Here is an 18426-nt window from a genome sequence, read left to right on the forward strand (position 1 = left end):
CGCATCTCTCCGGGAGCCCCCATGATCTCGTTACCCATCGATGCCGTCCTGCCGGCCTTGCGCCAGGCCTTGTCCACACGCCATGAAGCCGTACTCGAAGCCCCTCCCGGCGCGGGCAAGACCACGCGCGTGCCGCTCGCGCTGCTTGAGGAAACCTGGCTGGCCGGGCAGACCATTCTGATGCTGGAGCCTCGGCGCCTGGCGGCGAGAGCGGCTGCCGAGCGCTTGGCCAGCGAGCTGGGCGAGAAGGTCGGCGAGACGGTGGGCTATCGGATTCGTCTGGAAAGCCGGGTCGGCCCGAAGACGCGTATTGAAGTGGTCACCGAGGGGATACTCACGCGTCGTTTGCAGGACGATCCGGCGCTGGAAGGTGTGGGGCTGCTGATTTTCGATGAGTTTCACGAACGCAGTCTGGATGCCGATCTGGCTCTGGCTCTGAGCCTCAATGGCCGGGAGCTGTTTCGCGACGATCAGCCGCTGAAGATTCTGCTCATGTCGGCCACGCTGGAAGGCGAGCGGTTGGCGGCGTTGCTGGACGATGCGCCGGTGGTACGCAGTGACGGGCGGATGTTTCCGGTGAGCATGCAGTGGGGGCGGCCTTTTCAGCCCGGTGAGTTTGTCGAACCGCGTGTCGTGCAGACGGTGCTGGATGCGCTGGGCAGCGAGTCCGGCAGCCTGCTGGTGTTTCTGCCGGGGCAGGCCGAGATTCGTCGGGTCAACCAGCAACTGGCGGAAGCACTGGGTGAGCGCGCCGACATTCTGCTTTGCCCCCTGCATGGCGAGCTTGATCTGAATGCGCAACGCGCGGCTATCGAACCCGCTCCCAAGGGCACGCGCAAGGTGGTGCTGGCGACCAACATTGCGGAAACCAGTCTGACCATCGACGGCGTGCGTGTGGTGATCGATGCCGGTTTGGCGCGGGTGCCGCGTTTCGATCCGGGCAGCGGCATGACGCGTCTGGAGACTCAACGCATCTCTCGTGCCAGCGCCACCCAGCGCGCCGGACGGGCAGGGCGGCTGGAGCCGGGCGTGTGTTACCGGCTGTGGTCCGAAGCGCAACACGATCAACTGGCCGCCTACGGGGCGGCAGAAATTCTTCAGGCGGACCTCGCCGGGCTCGCACTGCAACTGGCTCGCTGGGGCGTCACGCCTGCGCAACTGGTCTGGCTCGACGTACCGCCTGCCGCGGCTTATGCACAGGCGCAGGATTTGCTGGTGCGCCTGGAGGCATTGAACAATCAGCCGGGTCAGCCGCCAGCCCTGACGCCACACGGTCAGGCGATGGCTGAGCTGCCTGCTCATCCGCGCATCGCCCATCTGCTGTTGCGCGGCCATGCGCTAGGGCTGGGCGAACTGGCGTGCGACGTGGCGGCCTTGCTGGGCGAGCGCGATATCTTGCGCGGCGCTGGCGCGGACCTGCACAGCCGCCTGACCCTGCTGGCCGGCACCGAACGCGCGGCGCGCGGCGCACAAGGCGGGGTACAGCGGGCCAGACAACTGTCGCGGCAATATCGCGGGTATCTGCGCGGCGCAGCGAACAGCCCGGTCAGCGATCCGGATCACTCACGCTGGCTGGGCGCCTTGCTGGCCTTGGCCTACCCGGATCGCGTCGCACAGCAACGCCGAGCGGGCGGCGCCGAATACCGACTGGCCAATGGTCGCGCAGCCCTGTTCGCCGAGGCGGATGCGCTGATGAAACAGCCGTGGCTGGTCATCGCGGATTTGGGCAGTCGTCAGGGCCAGCGCGAAGAACGCATCTACCTCGCCGCCGAGTTCGATCCGGCACTGTTCGATTCGGTGTTGGCCGAGCAGGTCATCAGCGTGGACCAGATCGACTGGGACGAACGCGAAGGTGTATTCCGCGCCGAACGACAGCGCAAAGTCGGTGAACTGATCATCAGTCGCGAACCACTGACCGGCCTCGACGACGCAACCCGCAGCCATGCACTGCTGGCGCTGGTGCGTCGCAAAGGCCTGGAACTGCTGCCCTGGACGCCGGAACTGCGTCAATGGCAAGCGCGTATTGCGCTGTTGCGCAGTCTGGATATCGAGAAAAACTCAGCGAGCGAGTGGCCTGATCTGAGCGACGCGCAACTGCTGGCGACACTCGAAAACTGGCTGATGCCCTACCTGGGCAAAGTTACCCGGCTCAGCCATTTCAGCCAGCTCGACCTGTCCTCCATCCTGCGCAACCTCCTGCCATGGCCATTGCCGCAACAGTTGGAGGCAATGGCACCCCAGACCCTGCAAGTGCCCTCTGGCTCAAATATTCGTATCGACTACAGCGAACATCCGCCGATTCTGTCGGTGCGGCTGCAAGAGCTGTTTGGTTTGTCCGATACACCGCGCATTGCCAATGGACGGCAGGTGCTGAAACTGCACCTGCTGTCCCCGGCACGCCGCCCGGTACAGGTGACGCAGGATCTGGCTAACTTCTGGCGATCTACCTATATAGACGTGAAGAAGGACTTGAAAGGGCGGTATCCGAAGCATTACTGGCCGGATGATCCGTTGGTGGCTGAGGCGACGGCGCGGGTTAAGCCGAGGGGGACGTGAGGGTAGCTCCGTGTGCAACTTCGAGATCACGCGCATTTTTCGAGTAGTGGGTGCGTCGATAGGCTACCTATGACGAGCCAGAATGTATTAGTAGCTCGGCAGGGGTAGTGCAGACATGCTATGTCTACAAGCCCATGTGATGTGCCCCAGATTTTGATTGGTTTCATATTGATATCAACTGCTAAATAACGTAGCTTGCTTGATAAGAATGGATCGTAAATTTAAAGGGTGTTTTGTGAAAGGATTCAAGTCGTTTTTGGTGCTGCGTTACTCGTTAATCAAAAATAAGCAGGGTGCTCTCGTTTCTGAACCTCTACCAAACCCCAAGGGGGCCGTTGTTGTTCCTGCCCTTCAAGATGATGGGCGTGAGTTTTTTAAAAACAAGGTTCGCTATGGTTTTGTGGGTTTTTCATATGTGGAACCCTCGGGTGACGAGTTTCCGAAGCGCAGATTTTTAGTCGGTAAAACGGCTAAGCACAAAATCACCAAAGTTGGCGATAAAATACCTGGCGATATTGTACCTCATGATGCAGATGATTGGGTTCCGATAATTACAATAGTCGATGTGGTTGGTCAATATATTTTTGTACAGCATGATTGGCGATTTGGTACTGAGGATCAGATAATGAATGCCATTCATGCTGGGTTAAAGTCTGCGGTCTTAGATCAATATAATTATTCTATTTTTATCGAGCCTAAAACTATGAAGGGCGAATTCTGGAATGTTATAAATACTCATAAAAAAGTCTACAAGGTTGAATTGGATCTTATATCTCCCAATATTTTGGAGACTAACGTAAAAGCCCGGGACGCTCTTAAGGCTATGAAGGAGCTTTTTGATCAGGATGAAGTGAAGGTTATACTGAGTAATGAATATGGTGATCTTAAGGTTCCAGCAGCTCCTGTTGGAGGTTATATAGATTACATTGAAGAGGGCGAGGGTAAATGGAGTGTCACGACTGAAGGGGATAGAGGTGGCAAGAAGGTCTATAAGAGTATGTCGGCTGTAGTTAAGATTGATCTTGAAGTGCCGGCGGACGAAGTAGTTATGCAAGAACAGCAATTGGAGCTTGAAACTGGCAAGCCCGCGCCAGGACGTTTTGATAGCGATGCTAAATTGGTCGCTGAGACATACTCTAAAATAATTAGTCTTTTGAGGCGATAGTGTGCTTCGTGTATTTTTTGTGTTTTTTGCATCGTTTGGTCTCTCATATTTTTCGTTGTGGGGTAGTGAGGGGCGGGCTAGCGCTGTATTTAATAATGTCAATACCGCTCTGTTTGCCTTAGCTGCTCTGTTTGGGGCTATGTCTCTGGCGTTCTTTAACTATGTTGAAGGTGTTATGAAAGACGTTCCTAAGAAGTTAAGATTGCGAAGTTCGCAGGCTTATGTGAAGGTTGTGCGTGCGCTAACTGATTTAAAGCAAGAGGTTATTTCTAATATTTTTCTGGTTGTTATTTTACTTCTGGTTGCGTCTGTTGCAGGTGCTGTCGGTGACATGGCTTTTCTTCAATGCGTGAAGTGTTCTGGTTTTCTTGTATGGGCTTTGCTTTCTATTCGTGGTGCGTGCCTGTTGAGTATAGTAGTTGCGACACTAGTGCAGCTTGCTGGATTTGTTACAGCGAACAAGTTGCGAGCGGAAATAGCTATGTGTGATGAGTAGGTTTAATGTGTAATTTTGGGATTGATGCAGCGAGCCGAAATGTCCCAGGCCACTGCCGATGCCTGAGGCCAGGAACTGCTTTCAAATAACGAAGGAGTATGTCATGAGTGGAAAGTTTAAGAAAGTAATCCTATTGAGTCTGTTCTGGGCTTTAACTTCGGTCTCAAACGCTGCAAACTTGGTGGTGGGTAGATGGCTAGACGATTTAGGTTCTCCAGATTTTCTTGATGCTCAGCTCTCCATTGTCCGGGATGGAAGTAAATATTATCTGGAAAGACACAATGGTGATGGCAGTTCAGGGCGATTTCGTCTTGAAAAGCAGGTAGATAAAGACAGATATATCAAGACGGGAGACAAATTCGGCGCGGTGTATGAAATAACTCCGGATGGACTAGATATTTACGATATGCAGGGTTTCATTCGGCAAGCGAAGAAGCAGTGATATTACGATATATTGGCTATCTGAAAAAAGAGACTTATTATTCAGGATGCTAGTGTTCTGTCTGCGAAAATCGCTTTTCGCAATGCATGTTGAGACGGTTCGCCGCGTTCTGGAACAGGCCAACCGACCCTGCATCGGAGAGTCGCACTGGAGCTCTTGGTGAATGATAAAGGCAGGGGTTGTTTTCTCGACCGCCGTCTATAAACTACAGGCTACCAACGATTTAAAGCCTCACCTGACGCGAAAGTTTAAGTTATCCAGCGATCCGCAGTTCGAGGAGAAGTTCTGGGATTTGATCGGGCCATCTGACGCCGCCGGACAAGACTTGGGTGTTGTGCTGCGATGAGAAAAGCCAGGTTCAGTCGCTGAAGCAAACCCAGCCGGGGTTGCCTTTAGGCATCGGGATGAAAACTTGGCTGGCAGAAGTATTTGCCTTTCATATCCATTTTATTCCAACCTCAAGCTGCTGAATGGACATGTTTGGGCGATCCTTTCGAGGCGTCATCGTCTACCTGCGCGAAGGCAGCTTTGCTTCCGCCAGAGAGGTAGAAAGCTCCATCACAACATTCATAGCGTACGCAATGCTCAGCCGACCCGATAATTTTGGAACGTAATGGGAGAAGAAATGTTGAACGAAATCCAACGTACGCGTGAGGCGTTTGAAGTCGCGGAAGAAAAATAAGTTATTTCTGAAGCAGCAATCTAGAGCTATACTAAGAAAAAAGAATTTGGATAAGAGCGTGGGGTGGTTTTTATCATTCGACCGGATTACACTGCTAGAGTCTATTTTTGAAAAATAACTACAATGCTAGCTGACACCCTATAATAAAGGCATTAGCTTCAGGAGCCGAAACCTACGTCACATCAATCACAATCTAATATTCATACATCAGCAGTATAAGATGGGTTTAAAACTAGCCAAGGAAGAGCAATGTCCAAGATAAAAATAACCGTTGCAACGATTGGTCACATGCCAGCAGAGTTTGACAAGAAAAAACTAAAGGAGTGGAGGTCCGAAATATTTGAAATATGTGACGAAATAGAAAACTACTCATTAAACTGTGAGTCTGACGGTAGAGGTTGGGAGTTCACAGATAAGGCGTTAGAAGAAGTTCTGCCTGAAAGATTTAAAGGCGACTTCTTAGTATCTATAGTTAATGTGCCAATTGAAGAGAACTGGTACTCTCGGCGCTTGACATCCAACAGGGTAGTGCTCTCATTCTACGAAATGAAAGACATACTTAATGCATCAAATATTCCACTAGTTAACATTGTTTATCGTTTGTTTTACTCTTATACATTAGTATACAAAAGGAATGGAGATCGCATACCCGAAAACATAGAGCATACCAATTTTACACACGATGAGACACGAGGCTGTATATTTGACATGAATGGCATAAAAACAGATGCCGTCTACTCATGCCACAAACCAATTCTATGCTCCAGTTGCGTGGAGAGAATTCGCCGAGATAAAGTATCAAGCGAAACCATAGAAAAATGCCAGCATGAAATAAAAAAGATACAAAAAGATCTTTTTTACAAGTTGGCAGACTTTATTAAGGTGCACCCTGTCTGGTCCCTTGCAATCTCCGGATTAACAGCAATATGTCTTGGTGCTGCGGGGTCTGTTTTAGGCTCTTACATATATGACACTATAAAATAGAATCTAGTGTACTATTAGCGAAATGGATTTTCGCGGTTTTCGGCTACACTTCAGATGTCATTCTAGCCTTGTATAGTTTATCGTGAGTGCTTTGGACATCACGCTTAGCCCCGAAAGCGATCGAACTAAAACGGGACGTTCGCTCCGCAACCACCACTCAGCGAGAGGGTCGGCGAGCACGGATAATCCTGCTGGCTGCCGAAGGCGAAACCCGAGACAACATTGCACGGTTGACGGGCTTTTTCTGCCCAACGATCACGCTTTGGTGCCGGCGTTTCCAGGCTCGTCGACTGGACGTACTGGTCGACGAACCTGAGCGTGGACGCAAGTCATCTTTGCCTGTAGAGGCGGTTCGTCGCGTTCTGGAACAGATCAGCCGAGCCAGCATCGTAGAGCCGCGCTGGAACTGTCGGAGCATGGCGAGGGTAGCGGGTATTTCCTCGACTACCGTCCAAAACTATAGGTTGCCAATGATTTAAAACCTTACCTGACGAGCACCTTCAAGTCATTCAGCGATCCGTGGTTCGAGGAGGAATTCTGGGATTTGATCGAGTTCCATTTGACTCCGCCGGACAAGGCTCTGATGTCGTGCTGCGATGAGAAAAGCCAGGTTCAGTCGCTGAGCGAACACAGCCGAGCTTGCCTCTGACCATCAGTTATAACCAGACTAAATCTCATGACTACACTCGCTATGGCCCGCTCATGTTATTCGCCGTTGGATTACCTCTAAGCGAAATTGATCAGCAGCATTGAGCGTAAGCACTGGCATCAAGACTTTCTCAAGAAGATTAATAAAGAAACGTCTAGGCACCTCCAGTTCCATCTGATCGTCGATACTAAACGACCTACAAGCACGCTGCGGTAAAAGCTTGGCTGGCGAAGCATCCACGATTTCATATCCATTTCACGCCAGCCTCAAGCTCCTGAATAGACATAATTGAGCGCTTCTTTCGAGGCATCACCGTCTACCTGCGCTACTGCAGCATTGCCTCCGCCCGAGAATCAGAAAGCTCCATCGCAACATTCATGGCGTTACGCAATGCTCAGCCTACCCGGTACGTTTGGAACGTAAAGTGAGAAGAGATCTTGAGCAAAATTTACCGTGCGCTTGAGGTCTTTGATACCACGCAAGAAAAGTGAGCTATTTCGAAAACGGCACGCTAGATAGGGGCTGTACACCTCTTTATTCTGGCAGCCTAACGTATCGGCGTATCGGTTAAAACGTTGCCAGAGAACGCCAGGGCGCAACGCCCTGGCAGGCAGCAGATGTCACTTTTTCTTTTTAGCCGGCTTTTCAGCCTTTTCAACCTTGTCTGATTTCTTGGCCTTTTCTGGCTTGCTGTCAGCTTTTTTGGCCGCTTTCTTTGGCTCGGCGTCTTTTTTCTTGTCTTTCTTTTCGGAAGACTTGGAAAGCGTCGAGGCCGCTTCAGATTTCTTGGCAGGTGATGCCTTCTTGTCTTTCAAGTCCTTGCTGGCTTTCGAGGCTTCGCCTTTACTTTTCTTGTCGTCTTTAGCCATGTTGATCACCCTTTGGTGTATGCCGGTATTGGCACGTCGTCCATGGAAGTATCCATGGGCTAATCATTAGGCGAGCGCGCTGAGAAACGGTTCAAACTGTTTTGACCCTGTCGAACGCTGAAGGACGACATTCAGATGCTCGGCCACTCGCCAGCTTATCGACGGCTATAGGGCTGCCATTTTCGCTTGGCTCCGGTATTTTCAACCACGCGAATACTCAGGAATCGATCGCGGAAAGTCGCCGAGCAATCGGGTAACCAGGGAAAGCCATTGAACACTGCCAGATTTGTTTTCAAATCCCTTATCAAGCGCTGTATGAAAACCGTCTTCTCACGGGATGACAACCGTAAACGCGAGCTCGAACCTCAGTGGACATCCCAAGGGCCGGGTTCAATCCTCATGGAGCGGCATCACCACATCGACGCCAGCGAGCAGGATAAGGACGGCTTCTACGACTATTACTACGAGTACGATATGTACTACTTCACGGAAGGCACCTTGTCCCTCGTCGCGCGCTGTTACACGGATGATGCGGATAGGGCGGACTTTATGGGCATCGAGTTTGATGGACATGACCGCGCGCTTGAGCCTGACGATCGGTCTCTCGCGTTGGTAAGCGTAGCCCTGGCCCAGTTGAAGGCTGATGGGAAAACGAAATTCTTTACGTTCACCGGAAAAGGTTACGAGCCCATATTTGCGGACAATGAGCATGAAGGCGGCACCATGCGCGGAGCGCGCATCGAAGCTTCAGCAAGCACTCGACGCGATGCTGAGGACGGATGTTGAGCACCCTTGACGCCTGAGTGCGCTTTGTCCATTCAAGGCACCACCGGCAACAAAAACCGCCCGATCACCGGCAGGTGATCAGATATCAGCAACGTATCATCCCGCCGCACCCTCGCACTGACCCGCTTCAGGCTCGGGCTGTAGAACAGATAATCCACCGTCCGGTCCGGCCCGTTGATGCGGCTGTCGTTGGGGAAGTGCGTCAGCCATTTGCTGCGGTCGATGCCGCTGGATTCGGCGTTGTCGGGGATCATCGGGTATTTGTCCCACAGCTCGTGCAGTTCGCTGTCGGCGGCGTAGCCAAGGCGCTGCTGTTCGGGGAGGCGCTGGTATTGGCCCAGCGGCAGCAGGTTGAAGTCGCCGCCGATCAGCCAGGGCGTGCCGCCGCTTTCCAGCTTGTCCAGCTGCGTCTCAGTGGCCGCGACCTGTTTTTGTGCGGTGTCGCCGGCGTGTCTGGCGGTGGTCAGGCTGGTATTGATGACGGCCAGTTTGCCGCCGTCACGCAAGGGCAGGTAGCTGACCAGCAAGGCATCCTTTGGCTGGAACTGACGGCTGATGATGTTGGCGTCGGGCACCGGCAGTTGTATACGTTCGCCGCTGTCGATGTGGAAGCGGCTGAGGGTCGCCAGTTTTCTGCCGACGCTGCCCCAGATATGCGGGTTGGGTACGAACTCTGACTTCCAGTAGAAGGCCTGCGTGCTGCACGGGTAGAGGTCCGCGACACGTTCCTTGATCAGCGCCAGCTGATCCTGATAGTCGGAGTTCTTGGCGCCATCGTCGACGCCCTGCAGCAGCACGATGTCGGGCTGTTCGTCACGGATGACCCGCGCCACTTCATCCAGATTGTAGGCAAGGTCTTCATGGGTCGGGCGTTCATCCGGGCCGCTGCCATCGGCCATGTCATACCAGAATACATAACGTTTACCCGCCAGGTACTGGATGTTCCAGGTCATGACTTTCAGCGCTTGCCCCGGCACCAGTTTCGGTGCCTCGACCGCAGGGTTGCAGCTGGCCGTGAGTAATTCACGGGCTGGAGGACGCCAGGTCAGTTGGAAAACCAGTAACAGCAATACGGCGACCAGCAGCAAGCCGTACAGGGTCAGACGTAGCAGTAAACGGGGCATCGGCTCGACTTGGGGCGCCTGGCGCTCAGTGAGGGATTCGGCATTGAGCATACCGAATCGACGCGCCTGACGTCAGCCTTTGCTTCAGGCGCGGTGCGCGGGCTCGCTGATCAGCATGAACAGGCGGAACGTCACGATGGTGGTGAACAACTGCAGGAAGCTGCCGATGCTGTCGGTGATTACGGAAACCGCTGCGCTTTGCGGTTCCGGAAACAGGTACAGGCTGGCGCCCTCGAGCAGCCACAGGGGAATATAGACGCTCAGGACACACACCAGAATGCGCGTGAAGTGTCCGGTGGTCATCTGCATGCTTTCGCGCATGGCCATGAACGGCGTGAGTTTGCGCAGAACCAGCAGGTACTCGCTGAACGCCAGTTTGATCATCACCCAGATGCCGGGTACGACGAACAGTGAAAGGCCGAACATGATCAGCAGGGTGCTCATGGCCGAGAGCACGGCGAAGGTCGGCCACAGGCGCACGGCCATGGCCAGTACATCGCGGGTGTGTACGTCCTCGCCACGGCTGCGTGCGTCGAGAAACAGGATCAGCGCGGCCGTATAGACAGGGTAGAAAAACAGCCCGATCACCAATGCATAGGCAGGTGACGTGTCGGCGGACATGGCGCTGCCCAGCGCTTGTTTGGCCAGCACTTCAAGGATCACGACAGGCAGGCACAGCAGCGCGATACTGCCGAGATTGCGCCGAAAGAAATAAAGCGAATCCTGGATGATGTTCAACGGGTTCATGGAGATAGATCGCAGGCTAAAAGCAGGTGCACACTTTAGCCCATGGCCCCTGTCGAACCAAGCGCAGTGGTTTTCGGCGCACGCCTTGTTATCTTTTTCTTCATGTCATTGAAGCGCATCGATGAGGCCCCATTTTCTGCACATGGTCCTGCCATTGCGGCAGGGAAGAATTCCAGTGGCAACTCAGTGAGGTGGTCATGAACAGCGAAGAGCAAACCCTGATTGACGGTCTTTTCTCGAAACTGAAAGACGCTGAAACGGCATCCGCCCCGCGAGATGCTGCGGCCGAGGCGCGTATCAAGGAGCATCTGACCCGCCAGCCCGCTGCGCCGTATTACATGACGCAGGCGATTCTGGTGCAGGAAGCGGCGGTCAATCAGCTCAATCAGCAGGTAAAACAGCGCGACGAGCAGATTCAGCAGTTGCAGGCCGAGCTCCAGCAGGCCAAGGGGCAAGCCTCATCCGCGCCAGCGAGTGGCGGGTTTTTGTCGAGTATCTTTGGCAGCAGCGCCCCGCGTGCATCGCAGCCGCAACCGAGTCAGCCTTCCAGTGGCGGCTGGCGTGATGGTGGTGGTTTCAATCCTGCACCTGCGCCCGCAGCGCCGCAGGGTGGTTATGCCGCGCCGGCTCCGGCTGCCGGCAGTGGCTTTCTTGGCGGTGCGCTGAAGACTGCGGCCGGTGTAGCGGGCGGTGTGTTGCTGGCAGAAGGTATCAGCAGCATGTTCAGCCACCACAGCCAGCCGCAGGAGATCGTCGAAGTCATTCACGACGCGCCACAGGCTCAGGACACCGGCTTGTCCAATGACCAGAGCGGTTGGGGACAGCCGGATCAGCAGTACACGGCTGACGACAGTTTCGACGATGGTGGCGACAGTTTCTCGGACGATGATTCGTTCGTTTGAGGATGTGACGGTCGTTCTTCATGCTCCCACGCTGGAGCGTGAGGAGCGATAGGTGCCCGCAAGGTCGCTGATCGTGCCTGGACTCTGCGCTCATCGTTATACGCAAGTCTGCTCTTGATTCTGGCCGCAAGCCGTGGGAGCGAGCCGGGCTACGCTTCGCTTGCTCGCGAAGGGGGCTTTATAACCGTCGAAAATACATCGTCTGAAACACCGTCTCGCGAACAAGTTCGCTCCTACGCCCTGCGGGCAGAAGCTCGAAAGTCACGTTTTCCGGGCTCTTAAAGATTTGTGTATAACAATGAGCGCTGGAGCGTGGGAACGATAATCGTTGTGTCGACCTCAATTCCTTCCTCAAACTGGCATACTGGGCGCCGATTCACGTTCCGGATCGCTGTAACCCGTGGGCATGTTGCCCGCCATGAGGAATTGCGGTGAAGAAGATCGCGGTGTTCGCCGACGTGCAGAACCTGTATTACACCGTGCGCCAGGCGCATGGCTGTCATTTCAATTACGCCGCCCTGTGGGCGGATATCAGCAAGCGCGGCGAGATCGTTCACGCGTTTGCGTACGCCATCGATCGTGGCGACAGCAAACAACAGCAGTTCCAGCAGATCCTGCGCAATCTGGGGTTCACGGTCAGGCTCAAGCCGTACATCCAGCGTAGCGACGGTTCGGCCAAAGGGGACTGGGATGTCGGCATCACCATCGATATCATGGATTTCGCGCCGCAAGTGGACGAAATCGTGCTGGCGTCGGGTGATGGCGATTTTGACATGTTGCTCGAACGCGTGATCAGCAAGCATGGGGTCGAGGCGGTCGCCTACGGCGTACCGGGGCTGACCGCGAACTCGTTGATCCGCGCCGCCAGCCGTTACGTGCCGATCGAAGGCGCGTTGTTGTTGAAATGAATTTACAGGGCCAGGCCAGTGTTGGAACGTATTGCAGTCATCGACTTTGAAACCACCGGTATCTCCCCGGGCCATAGCTGCCGGGCGACCGAGATTGCGGTGGTGATCATGGAGCAGGGGCGTATCGTCGAGCGCTTTCAGAGCCTGATGAATGCGGGCGTGCGTATTCCTGCGTTCATCGAAGGGTTGACCGGCATCAGCAACAACATGATTCGTACCGCCCCCAGCGCCGAGCGGGTGATGGGCGATGTGGCGGATTTCGTCGGTTCCACACCGCTGGTGGCGCACAACGCCTCGTTCGACCAGAAGTTCTGGGATTACGAGTTGTCGCGTATCGAGCGCACGCGCGAACAGAGCTTTGCCTGTTCGCTGCTGCTGGCCCGACGGCTGATGCCCGGCGCACCGAACCACAAGCTCGGCACGTTGACCCGCTATGCGCGCCTGCCCGACACCGGCAAGGCTCACCGGGCGATGGCGGATGCGGAAATGGCGGCCAACCTGACGGCGTACCTGACCAACGAATTGCGCCAGACCCACGGCATCTCTGCCATTTCTCACAAGATGCTGTGTTCCCTGCAGAAAGTCCCCGCCGCCAAGATCAGCGAAACGCTGAAGCGCCAGCGCGGCGTCTGAACTGTCAGTGCTCCTGTTTGCCGTTGTTGATCAAGTAATCGGCCGGCAGGCTGCGCTCCACTGCCGTCGACAGCACGATTGACGTCTTGCTGAAGCCAAACTTGGCGATGCGGTTGATCAGGTCTTCCAGGTGCGGCATCGAATCGACCGCCGCGCGCATGATCACACACGGGTCGCCCGTCACCCGATAACACTGGATCAGTTCGGGGACTTTCCACAGGTCCTTATAGGCCTGCTGATTGCCATGGCTGCCCATGCGCAATTCGATGATGCATTGAATCGGCAGTCCGACTTTCGACAGATCGACCTTGGCCTCGTAACCGGTAATCACGCCACTGGCTTCCAGCTTGGCGACCCTTTCCGCGACCGCGGGCGCGGACAGGTTGACCCGTTTCGCCAGCTGCGCAAAAGACGCCCGGCCATTTTTCAGCAGCTCATCGAGCAGAATCCGATCGTATTTATCCAGGGTCATGGCGTGCCTCGTACCGAGCGATGGGCGTTTTTAAAATAAAAGGAAAGCAGGCCTGACAAGCATTGAATCGTAAGTTTCAGCGCGTTTTAAACAGGTTTGTCTGCTTAATATCCGACTTCGGCCTTCATACAATAGGTCAACCATAACAATGATCCAAGAGCCTAGCCATGCCTCAATCCGTTCGCGTTTCGCCCTTGCTCATCGGCGCCTTTCTGGCCTTGTACCTGATCTGGGGTTCTACCTATCTGGTGATCCGCATCGGCGTGGAATCATGGCCACCGTTGATGATGGCCGGTGTGCGCTTTCTGATTGCTGGCTGCCTGATGTACGGCTTTTTAAGGTTTCGCGGCGTGCCGGCGCCGACCTGGGCTGAGTGGAAAGCCGCGTTCGTGATTGGCTTCCTGCTGCTGGCCTGCGGTAACGGCGGTGTGACCCTGGCCGAACACGCAGGCGTTGCGTCAGGTGTGGCAGCGCTGGCGGTGGCGACCATGCCGCTGTTTACCCTGCTGTTCGGGCTGTTCTGGGGCAATCGCACCACTAACCTTGAATGGGCAGGCATCGTGCTGGGCCTGATCGGCATCGGCCTGTTGAACCTCGGCTCCAATTTGCAGGCCAGCCCTTATGGCGCCGCCGTGGTGATCTTTGCCGCCGCCGCCTGGGCGTTTGGTTCGGTGCTGAGCAAGCACCTGCCGTTGCCGAAGGGGCCGATGGCCAGTGCGGCGGAAATGATCACGGCGGGAGCGACGCTGCTGATCGGCAGTGCCTTGAGTGGCGAGCGTCTAACGCATATGCCGACGGCGGCGGGCTGGGGCGCGCTGCTGTATCTGGTGGTGTTCGGCTCTATCGTCGCGTTCAGCGCTTATATGTACCTGCTCAAGAACGTGCGCCCGGCAGCGGCGACCAGCTACGCCTACGTCAATCCGGCCGTGGCAGTGATGCTTGGCGTGGTGTTCGCTGGCGAAACGATTGGTGTCGAAGAGTGCATGGCCATGGTGGTGATCATCAGTGCCGTGGTGCTGATTGGCCTGCCGCAATGGCGCCGGTCGCCGCCGCGAGAGGCCGTATCGACACGCACAAGCTAACCGAGGCGCGCCGGACAGGTTAAACTGCGCGCCTTGCGTTGAATCTTTCCTACGGTATTTCCATGACATTCGCCTCCCTCGGCCTGATCGAACCCTTGCTGCGCGCCCTTGAAGCGCTCGGTTACCAGACTCCGACGCCTGTACAGACTCAGGCAATTCCTCCGGTACTGGCGGGCCGCGATCTGATGGCTGCTGCGCAGACCGGCACCGGCAAGACCGCAGGTTTTGCCCTGCCGCTGCTGCAACGGCTGACCATGGAAGGCCCGAAAGTCGCGCCCAATTCGATTCGCGCGCTGGTGCTGGCGCCGACCCGCGAGCTGGCCGATCAGGTTCATGAAAGCATTCGTCAGTACGCCGAGCATCTGCCGCTGACCACCTACGCGGCTTACGGCGGCGTGAGCATCAACCCGCAGATGATGAAGCTGCGCAGGGGCGTGGACGTGCTGGTCGCGACCCCAGGCCGCTTGCTCGATCTGCACCGCCAGAACGCGGTCAAGTTCTCCCAGTTGCAGACGCTGATCCTCGATGAAGCTGACCGTATGCTCGACCTGGGCTTTGCCGAGGAATTGCGCGGTATCTATGCGGTGTTGCCCAAGCAGCGCCAGACCCTGCTGTTCTCCGCGACTTTCTCCGACGAGATTCGTCTGCTAGCCGCGCAGATGCTCAATGACCCGCTGACCATCGAAGTCAGCCCGCGCAACGTCGCGGCGTCGTCGGTCAAGCAATGGGTCGTGACCGTCGACAAGAAACGCAAGGCGGATCTGTTCATCCATCTGATGAAGAAGCATCGCTGGGGGCAGGTGCTGGTGTTCGCCAAGACCCGGGTTGGCGTCGATCAACTGGTGGATCGCTTGCAGGGTTTGGGCATGAACGCCGACGGCATTCACGGCGACAAGCCGCAGGCCACCCGCCAGCGTGCGCTGGACCGCTTCAAGAGCAACGAAGTGAAGATTCTGGTGGCCACCGACGTGGCGGCGCGCGGTCTGGACATCGATGACCTGCCGACCGTGGTCAACCTGGACCTGCCGATCGTGGCCGAGGATTACATCCACCGTATTGGCCGCACCGGCCGTGCGGGGCTGACGGGGGAGGCGATTTCGCTGGTGTGTGCCGATGAGGTTGAGTTGCTGTCAGCCATCGAAGTGCTGACCCGCCAGACCCTGGAGCGCAAGGAAGAGCAGGATTTCGAGCCGGAGCATCGCGTGCCGAGCACGGATGCCAGCGGCCAGATCCTGAAAAAGCCCAAGAAACCGAAGAAACCCAAGGTGTCGGGCAGCAAGCGCAACCTGGGCAAATGGGTCGACAGCGGCGAGTCCGAGCCTGCGCCGGTGGTCAAACCGGTGCGTAAAGTACCGGTCTTCAACACGGGTCCGCGCAAGAAGAAGCCTTGAAGCGCAGTGCGCATTCAAAGCGGACGGAGCGCTCATTACTATACACAAGTTCGTTTTTGATTCTGGCCGGAGGCCGTAGGAGCGAACTTGTTCGCGAAGGGGCCTGCATAATCGCCGAAAATGCATCGATTGAAACACCCTCTTCGCGAACAAGCGAAGCGTCGCCCGGTTCGCTCCTACGCCCTGCGGGCAGAATCAAAAGCGGACTTTTACATAACGATAAGCGCGGAGCGTGGCGACGATCATGATCAGCGCGATTGCAGCCACTCGACCATCCCCAACCCTGCAGCGCGGCCGCTGGCGAAGCAGGCGGTCAGCAGGTAGCCGCCGGTCGGCGCTTCCCAGTCGATCATTTCACCGGCGCAGAATACGCCGGGCAGTTGCCTGAGCATCAGACGCTCGTCCATGGCCTCGAAGGTAACGCCCCCTGCGGTGCTGATGGCCTCATCAATGGGGCGCGGTTTGATCAGGGGCAGTGGCAGCGCCTTGATGGCCTCGCTCAACAGCTGCGGATCGGCAAACGCTTCACGAGGCGCAAGCTCGCGCAACAGCGCTGCCTTGGCGCCGTCCAGCCCCAACTGGCTGTGCAGATGCTTGGACATCGAGCGCGAGCCGCGGGGTTTGCTCAGGGCTTTTTGAATGTCTGTCAGCGCTTTGCCGGGCAGCAGATCGATATCCACAACCGCTGAACCGTGAAGGTTGATCTGTTCACGAATCTGCGCCGACAGCGCATACACCAGGCTGCCTTCCACGCCCGTCGCGGTCAGCACACATTCGCCCAAGCGCAGGGCATGACCATGCAGGCCCATCGCGATATTTTTCAGCGGCGCACCGGCAAACTTGTCACGCAGCAGGTCGCTCCAGGTGCTCACCTCGAAACCACAGTTGGCGGCCTGCAAAGGCGCAACCTCGACCTGTCTTGCCTGTAGCCATGGCAGCCAGGCCCCGTCAGACCCCAGCCGCGCCCAACTGGCGCCGCCCAGCGCCAGCAACGTGGCTGCCGGCTTGATCGCCAGTTCACCGTCAGCATGAGTAATGCGCAGGCTGCCATCAGCGTTCCAGCCCGACCAGCGATGCCGCGTATGAATCGTGACACCGGCATCGCGCAGCCGCTTGAGCCAGGCGCGTAGCAGGGGGGCGGCTTTCATGTCTGTGGGAAACACGCGCCCCGAGCTGCCGACAAAGGTCTCGATGCCTAGTGCATGAATCCACTGGCACAGCGCATCAGCGTCAAAGCCGCGCAACAGCGGTGCGATCATCGGCGAACGTTCGGCATAGCGCGCCAGAAAAGCCGGGTAGGGCTCTGAGTGGGTGATATTCATACCGCCCACCCCGGCGAGCAGAAACTTGCGCCCGACCGACGGCATGGCGTCGTACAGGTCGACCCTCAGTCCGGCCTGGCTCAACACTTCTGCTGCCATCAACCCCGCAGGGCCGCCTCCGATGATGGCGACGGTTCGGGAAGCGGAGGAGGCGAGGTCGGTCATGGTCAGCGAAGATCGATGGCAGAGGGGTGGGGCATTCTACCCGAGCGTTCTTTCAAGGTGTGGCGCACGTCATGCGCTGCGACTGAGGCGAAGTACCGCGCAGGGTCACAGGCCCATGTCGTTCCAGACCCGTTGCGCACTGTGATGGAGGATCCCGTGGCGCCTTGCGAGTGCCTGGCGGTCCTTGCTGTAGCCACCGCCGATCACGCCCATGACCGGAATGTCGCGACTCAGGCAGTGACGCAGCACCGCTTCGTCGCGATTGGCCAGCCCCTGGTCGGTGAGCTGCAGATAGCCCAGCGCATCATCCTTGTGGACATCCACGCCTGCGTCGTACAGCACCAGGTCCGGCTTGTAGAACGGCAGCAGGTAGTTCAGCAGGTCGTCGACCACGTTCAGGTAGTCGGCGTCGCCCATGCCCATTGGCAGCGGGATGTCCCAGTCGCTCTGCGCCTTGCGTGCCGGGAAGTTCTTTTCGCAGTGCAGCGAGACGGTAATGGCATCCTCGGTATCGGCCAGAATGCGCGCCGTGCCGTCACCCTGATGCACATCGCAGTCAAAGATCAGGACCTTGTCCACGCGGCCGCTTTGCAGCAGGTACTGACTGATCACCGCCAGGTCATTGAAAATGCAGAAACCCGCCGGGTAGTCATAATGCGCATGGTGGGTGCCGCCCGCCAGATGGCAGGCCAGGCCATGCTTGAGAGCCTGTTCGGCCGTCAGCAGCGAGCCGCCTACCGCACGGATGGTTCGGCGTGCCAGAGCCTCGCTCCACGGCAGTCCGAGACGCCGCTGGTCTTCGCGCGACAGATCACCGCTAAGGTAGCGGCTGATGTAGGAAGGGTCATGAGCCAGCGCCAGAATGTCCGCCGGGCACAACTCGGGACGCATTAATTGAACGTCACTGGTCAGGCCGCTGTCGATCAAGTAATCGCGCAACAAACGAAACTTGTCCATCGGGAAGCGATGATCCGCCGGGAATTCCGGGCTGTAGTCTTCGTGGTAGATAAGCGGTAGGGACATTTTGCGTCCGTTGAAGGGCCGAAGCCCG

Annotated in this window: 16 protein-coding genes and 3 pseudogenes; 13 read left to right on the forward strand and 6 right to left on the reverse strand. The window is 56.6% G+C overall.

Annotated elements, in window-relative coordinates:
• Positions 1 to 21 precede the first annotated feature (21 nt).
• From hrpB to JOE29_RS03395, 7 genes and pseudogenes are all read left to right on the forward strand, one after another.
• On the forward strand, positions 22 to 2556 hold the full coding sequence (gene hrpB / locus JOE29_RS03370) for an ATP-dependent helicase HrpB (protein WP_210078792.1): 2535 nt from the start codon (positions 22 to 24) through the stop codon (positions 2554 to 2556).
• Between the two features lie 208 nt (positions 2557 to 2764).
• The gene (locus tag JOE29_RS03375; protein ID WP_210078793.1) at positions 2765 to 3721 is read left to right on the forward strand and encodes a hypothetical protein; all 957 of its coding nucleotides are present in this window, start codon (positions 2765 to 2767) and stop codon (positions 3719 to 3721) included.
• 1 nt (position 3722) lies between these two features.
• Positions 3723 to 4217: a hypothetical protein gene (locus tag JOE29_RS03380; protein ID WP_210078794.1), complete on the forward strand. Its 495-nt coding sequence runs from the start codon at positions 3723 to 3725 to the stop codon at positions 4215 to 4217.
• A gap of 103 nt (positions 4218 to 4320) precedes the next feature.
• Positions 4321 to 4659 (forward strand): hypothetical protein, encoded by a 339-nt coding sequence (locus JOE29_RS03385; RefSeq protein ID WP_210078795.1) that lies wholly within the window; start codon positions 4321 to 4323, stop codon positions 4657 to 4659.
• 64 nt (positions 4660 to 4723) lie between these two features.
• A pseudogene (locus tag JOE29_RS25350) lies at positions 4724 to 5341 on the forward strand (IS630 family transposase); the annotation flags it as partial.
• 249 nt (positions 5342 to 5590) lie between these two features.
• The gene (locus JOE29_RS03390) at positions 5591 to 6325 is read left to right on the forward strand and encodes a hypothetical protein (protein ID WP_210078796.1); all 735 of its coding nucleotides are present in this window, start codon (positions 5591 to 5593) and stop codon (positions 6323 to 6325) included.
• Between the two features lie 82 nt (positions 6326 to 6407).
• A pseudogene (locus tag JOE29_RS03395) lies at positions 6408 to 7402 on the forward strand (IS630 family transposase).
• A 192-nt stretch (positions 7403 to 7594) separates the two neighbouring features.
• On the opposite strand, the gene JOE29_RS03400 reads toward JOE29_RS03395, so the two are convergent.
• Entirely contained in the window at positions 7595 to 7852 is a 258-nt protein-coding gene (locus JOE29_RS03400) for a hypothetical protein (RefSeq protein WP_024663132.1), read from the reverse strand.
• Between the two features lie 306 nt (positions 7853 to 8158).
• Between JOE29_RS03400 and JOE29_RS03405 the strand changes: the two are divergent.
• A pseudogene (locus JOE29_RS03405) lies at positions 8159 to 8539 on the forward strand (hypothetical protein); the annotation flags it as partial.
• Between the two features lie 122 nt (positions 8540 to 8661).
• Here JOE29_RS03405 and JOE29_RS03410 read toward each other — a convergent pair.
• Together JOE29_RS03410 and JOE29_RS03415 are read right to left on the reverse strand one after the other, a co-directional pair.
• On the reverse strand, positions 8662 to 9804 hold the full coding sequence (locus tag JOE29_RS03410) for an endonuclease/exonuclease/phosphatase family protein (RefSeq protein WP_003424663.1): 1143 nt from the start codon (positions 9802 to 9804) through the stop codon (positions 8662 to 8664).
• A gap of 33 nt (positions 9805 to 9837) precedes the next feature.
• On the reverse strand, positions 9838 to 10500 hold the full coding sequence (locus tag JOE29_RS03415) for a YciC family protein (RefSeq protein WP_003368738.1): 663 nt from the start codon (positions 10498 to 10500) through the stop codon (positions 9838 to 9840).
• A 197-nt stretch (positions 10501 to 10697) separates the two neighbouring features.
• Between JOE29_RS03415 and JOE29_RS03420 the strand changes: the two genes are divergently transcribed.
• From JOE29_RS03420 to JOE29_RS03430, 3 genes are all read left to right on the forward strand, one after another.
• Positions 10698 to 11402 carry a DUF2076 domain-containing protein gene (locus tag JOE29_RS03420; RefSeq protein WP_210078797.1) on the forward strand — a complete coding sequence of 235 codons (705 nt, stop codon included), beginning with the start codon at positions 10698 to 10700 and terminating at the stop codon, positions 11400 to 11402.
• A gap of 431 nt (positions 11403 to 11833) precedes the next feature.
• On the forward strand, positions 11834 to 12310 hold the full coding sequence (locus JOE29_RS03425) for an NYN domain-containing protein (RefSeq protein ID WP_003313837.1): 477 nt from the start codon (positions 11834 to 11836) through the stop codon (positions 12308 to 12310).
• Between the two features lie 21 nt (positions 12311 to 12331).
• Positions 12332 to 12943 carry a 3'-5' exonuclease gene (locus tag JOE29_RS03430; protein ID WP_003392086.1) on the forward strand — a complete coding sequence of 204 codons (612 nt, stop codon included), beginning with the start codon at positions 12332 to 12334 and terminating at the stop codon, positions 12941 to 12943.
• A 4-nt stretch (positions 12944 to 12947) separates the two neighbouring features.
• On the opposite strand, the gene JOE29_RS03435 is transcribed toward JOE29_RS03430, so the two are convergent.
• A complete protein-coding gene (locus JOE29_RS03435; protein WP_058447277.1) occupies positions 12948 to 13415 on the reverse strand; it encodes an Lrp/AsnC family transcriptional regulator in 468 nt (155 codons plus the stop codon).
• Between the two features lie 167 nt (positions 13416 to 13582).
• Here JOE29_RS03435 and yedA point away from each other — a divergent pair, with 167 nt between their 5' ends.
• Together yedA and JOE29_RS03445 are read left to right on the forward strand one after the other, a co-directional pair.
• Complete coding sequence (gene yedA, locus JOE29_RS03440) at positions 13583 to 14497, forward strand: drug/metabolite exporter YedA (RefSeq protein ID WP_003313834.1); 915 nt, start codon at positions 13583 to 13585, stop codon at positions 14495 to 14497.
• Positions 14498 to 14559: 62 nt separating this feature from the next.
• The gene (locus tag JOE29_RS03445; RefSeq protein ID WP_003340788.1) at positions 14560 to 15888 is read left to right on the forward strand and encodes a DEAD/DEAH box helicase; all 1329 of its coding nucleotides are present in this window, start codon (positions 14560 to 14562) and stop codon (positions 15886 to 15888) included.
• A gap of 248 nt (positions 15889 to 16136) precedes the next feature.
• On the opposite strand, the gene JOE29_RS03450 is transcribed toward JOE29_RS03445, so the two are convergent.
• Both JOE29_RS03450 and JOE29_RS03455 read right to left on the reverse strand, forming a co-directional pair.
• Positions 16137 to 17375, reverse strand: coding sequence for a TIGR03862 family flavoprotein (locus JOE29_RS03450; RefSeq protein WP_044312189.1), 1239 nt, complete (start codon positions 17373 to 17375; stop codon positions 16137 to 16139).
• A gap of 105 nt (positions 17376 to 17480) precedes the next feature.
• On the reverse strand, positions 17481 to 18398 hold the full coding sequence (locus tag JOE29_RS03455; RefSeq protein WP_003313832.1) for a histone deacetylase: 918 nt from the start codon (positions 18396 to 18398) through the stop codon (positions 17481 to 17483).
• Positions 18399 to 18426: the final 28 nt, after the last annotated feature.

It is taken from the genome of Pseudomonas sp. PvP009 (genome assembly GCF_017832995.1).
Lineage (GTDB): Bacteria > Pseudomonadota > Gammaproteobacteria > Pseudomonadales > Pseudomonadaceae > Aquipseudomonas > Aquipseudomonas syringae.

Bases quoted from the DNA above. Each gene is read 5' to 3' on its own strand.
- JOE29_RS03420 (WP_210078797.1), top strand. From the start codon at position 10,698: ATGAACAGCGAAGAGCAAACCCTGATTGACGGTCTTTTCTCGAAACTG.
- JOE29_RS03385 (WP_210078795.1), top strand. From the start codon at position 4,321: ATGAGTGGAAAGTTTAAGAAAGTAATCCTATTGAGTCTGTTCTGGGCT.
- JOE29_RS03410 (WP_003424663.1), bottom strand. From the start codon at position 9,804: ATGCTCAATGCCGAATCCCTCACTGAGCGCCAGGCGCCCCAAGTCGAG.
- JOE29_RS03415 (WP_003368738.1), bottom strand. From the start codon at position 10,500: ATGAACCCGTTGAACATCATCCAGGATTCGCTTTATTTCTTTCGGCGC.
- JOE29_RS03455 (WP_003313832.1), bottom strand. From the start codon at position 18,398: ATGTCCCTACCGCTTATCTACCACGAAGACTACAGCCCGGAATTCCCG.
- JOE29_RS03435 (WP_058447277.1), bottom strand. From the start codon at position 13,415: ATGACCCTGGATAAATACGATCGGATTCTGCTCGATGAGCTGCTGAAA.
- JOE29_RS03390 (WP_210078796.1), top strand. From the start codon at position 5,591: ATGTCCAAGATAAAAATAACCGTTGCAACGATTGGTCACATGCCAGCA.
- JOE29_RS03450 (WP_044312189.1), bottom strand. From the start codon at position 17,375: ATGACCGACCTCGCCTCCTCCGCTTCCCGAACCGTCGCCATCATCGGA.
- yedA (WP_003313834.1), top strand. From the start codon at position 13,583: ATGCCTCAATCCGTTCGCGTTTCGCCCTTGCTCATCGGCGCCTTTCTG.
- hrpB (WP_210078792.1), top strand. From the start codon at position 22: ATGATCTCGTTACCCATCGATGCCGTCCTGCCGGCCTTGCGCCAGGCC.
- JOE29_RS03375 (WP_210078793.1), top strand. From the start codon at position 2,765: ATGGATCGTAAATTTAAAGGGTGTTTTGTGAAAGGATTCAAGTCGTTT.
- JOE29_RS03445 (WP_003340788.1), top strand. From the start codon at position 14,560: ATGACATTCGCCTCCCTCGGCCTGATCGAACCCTTGCTGCGCGCCCTT.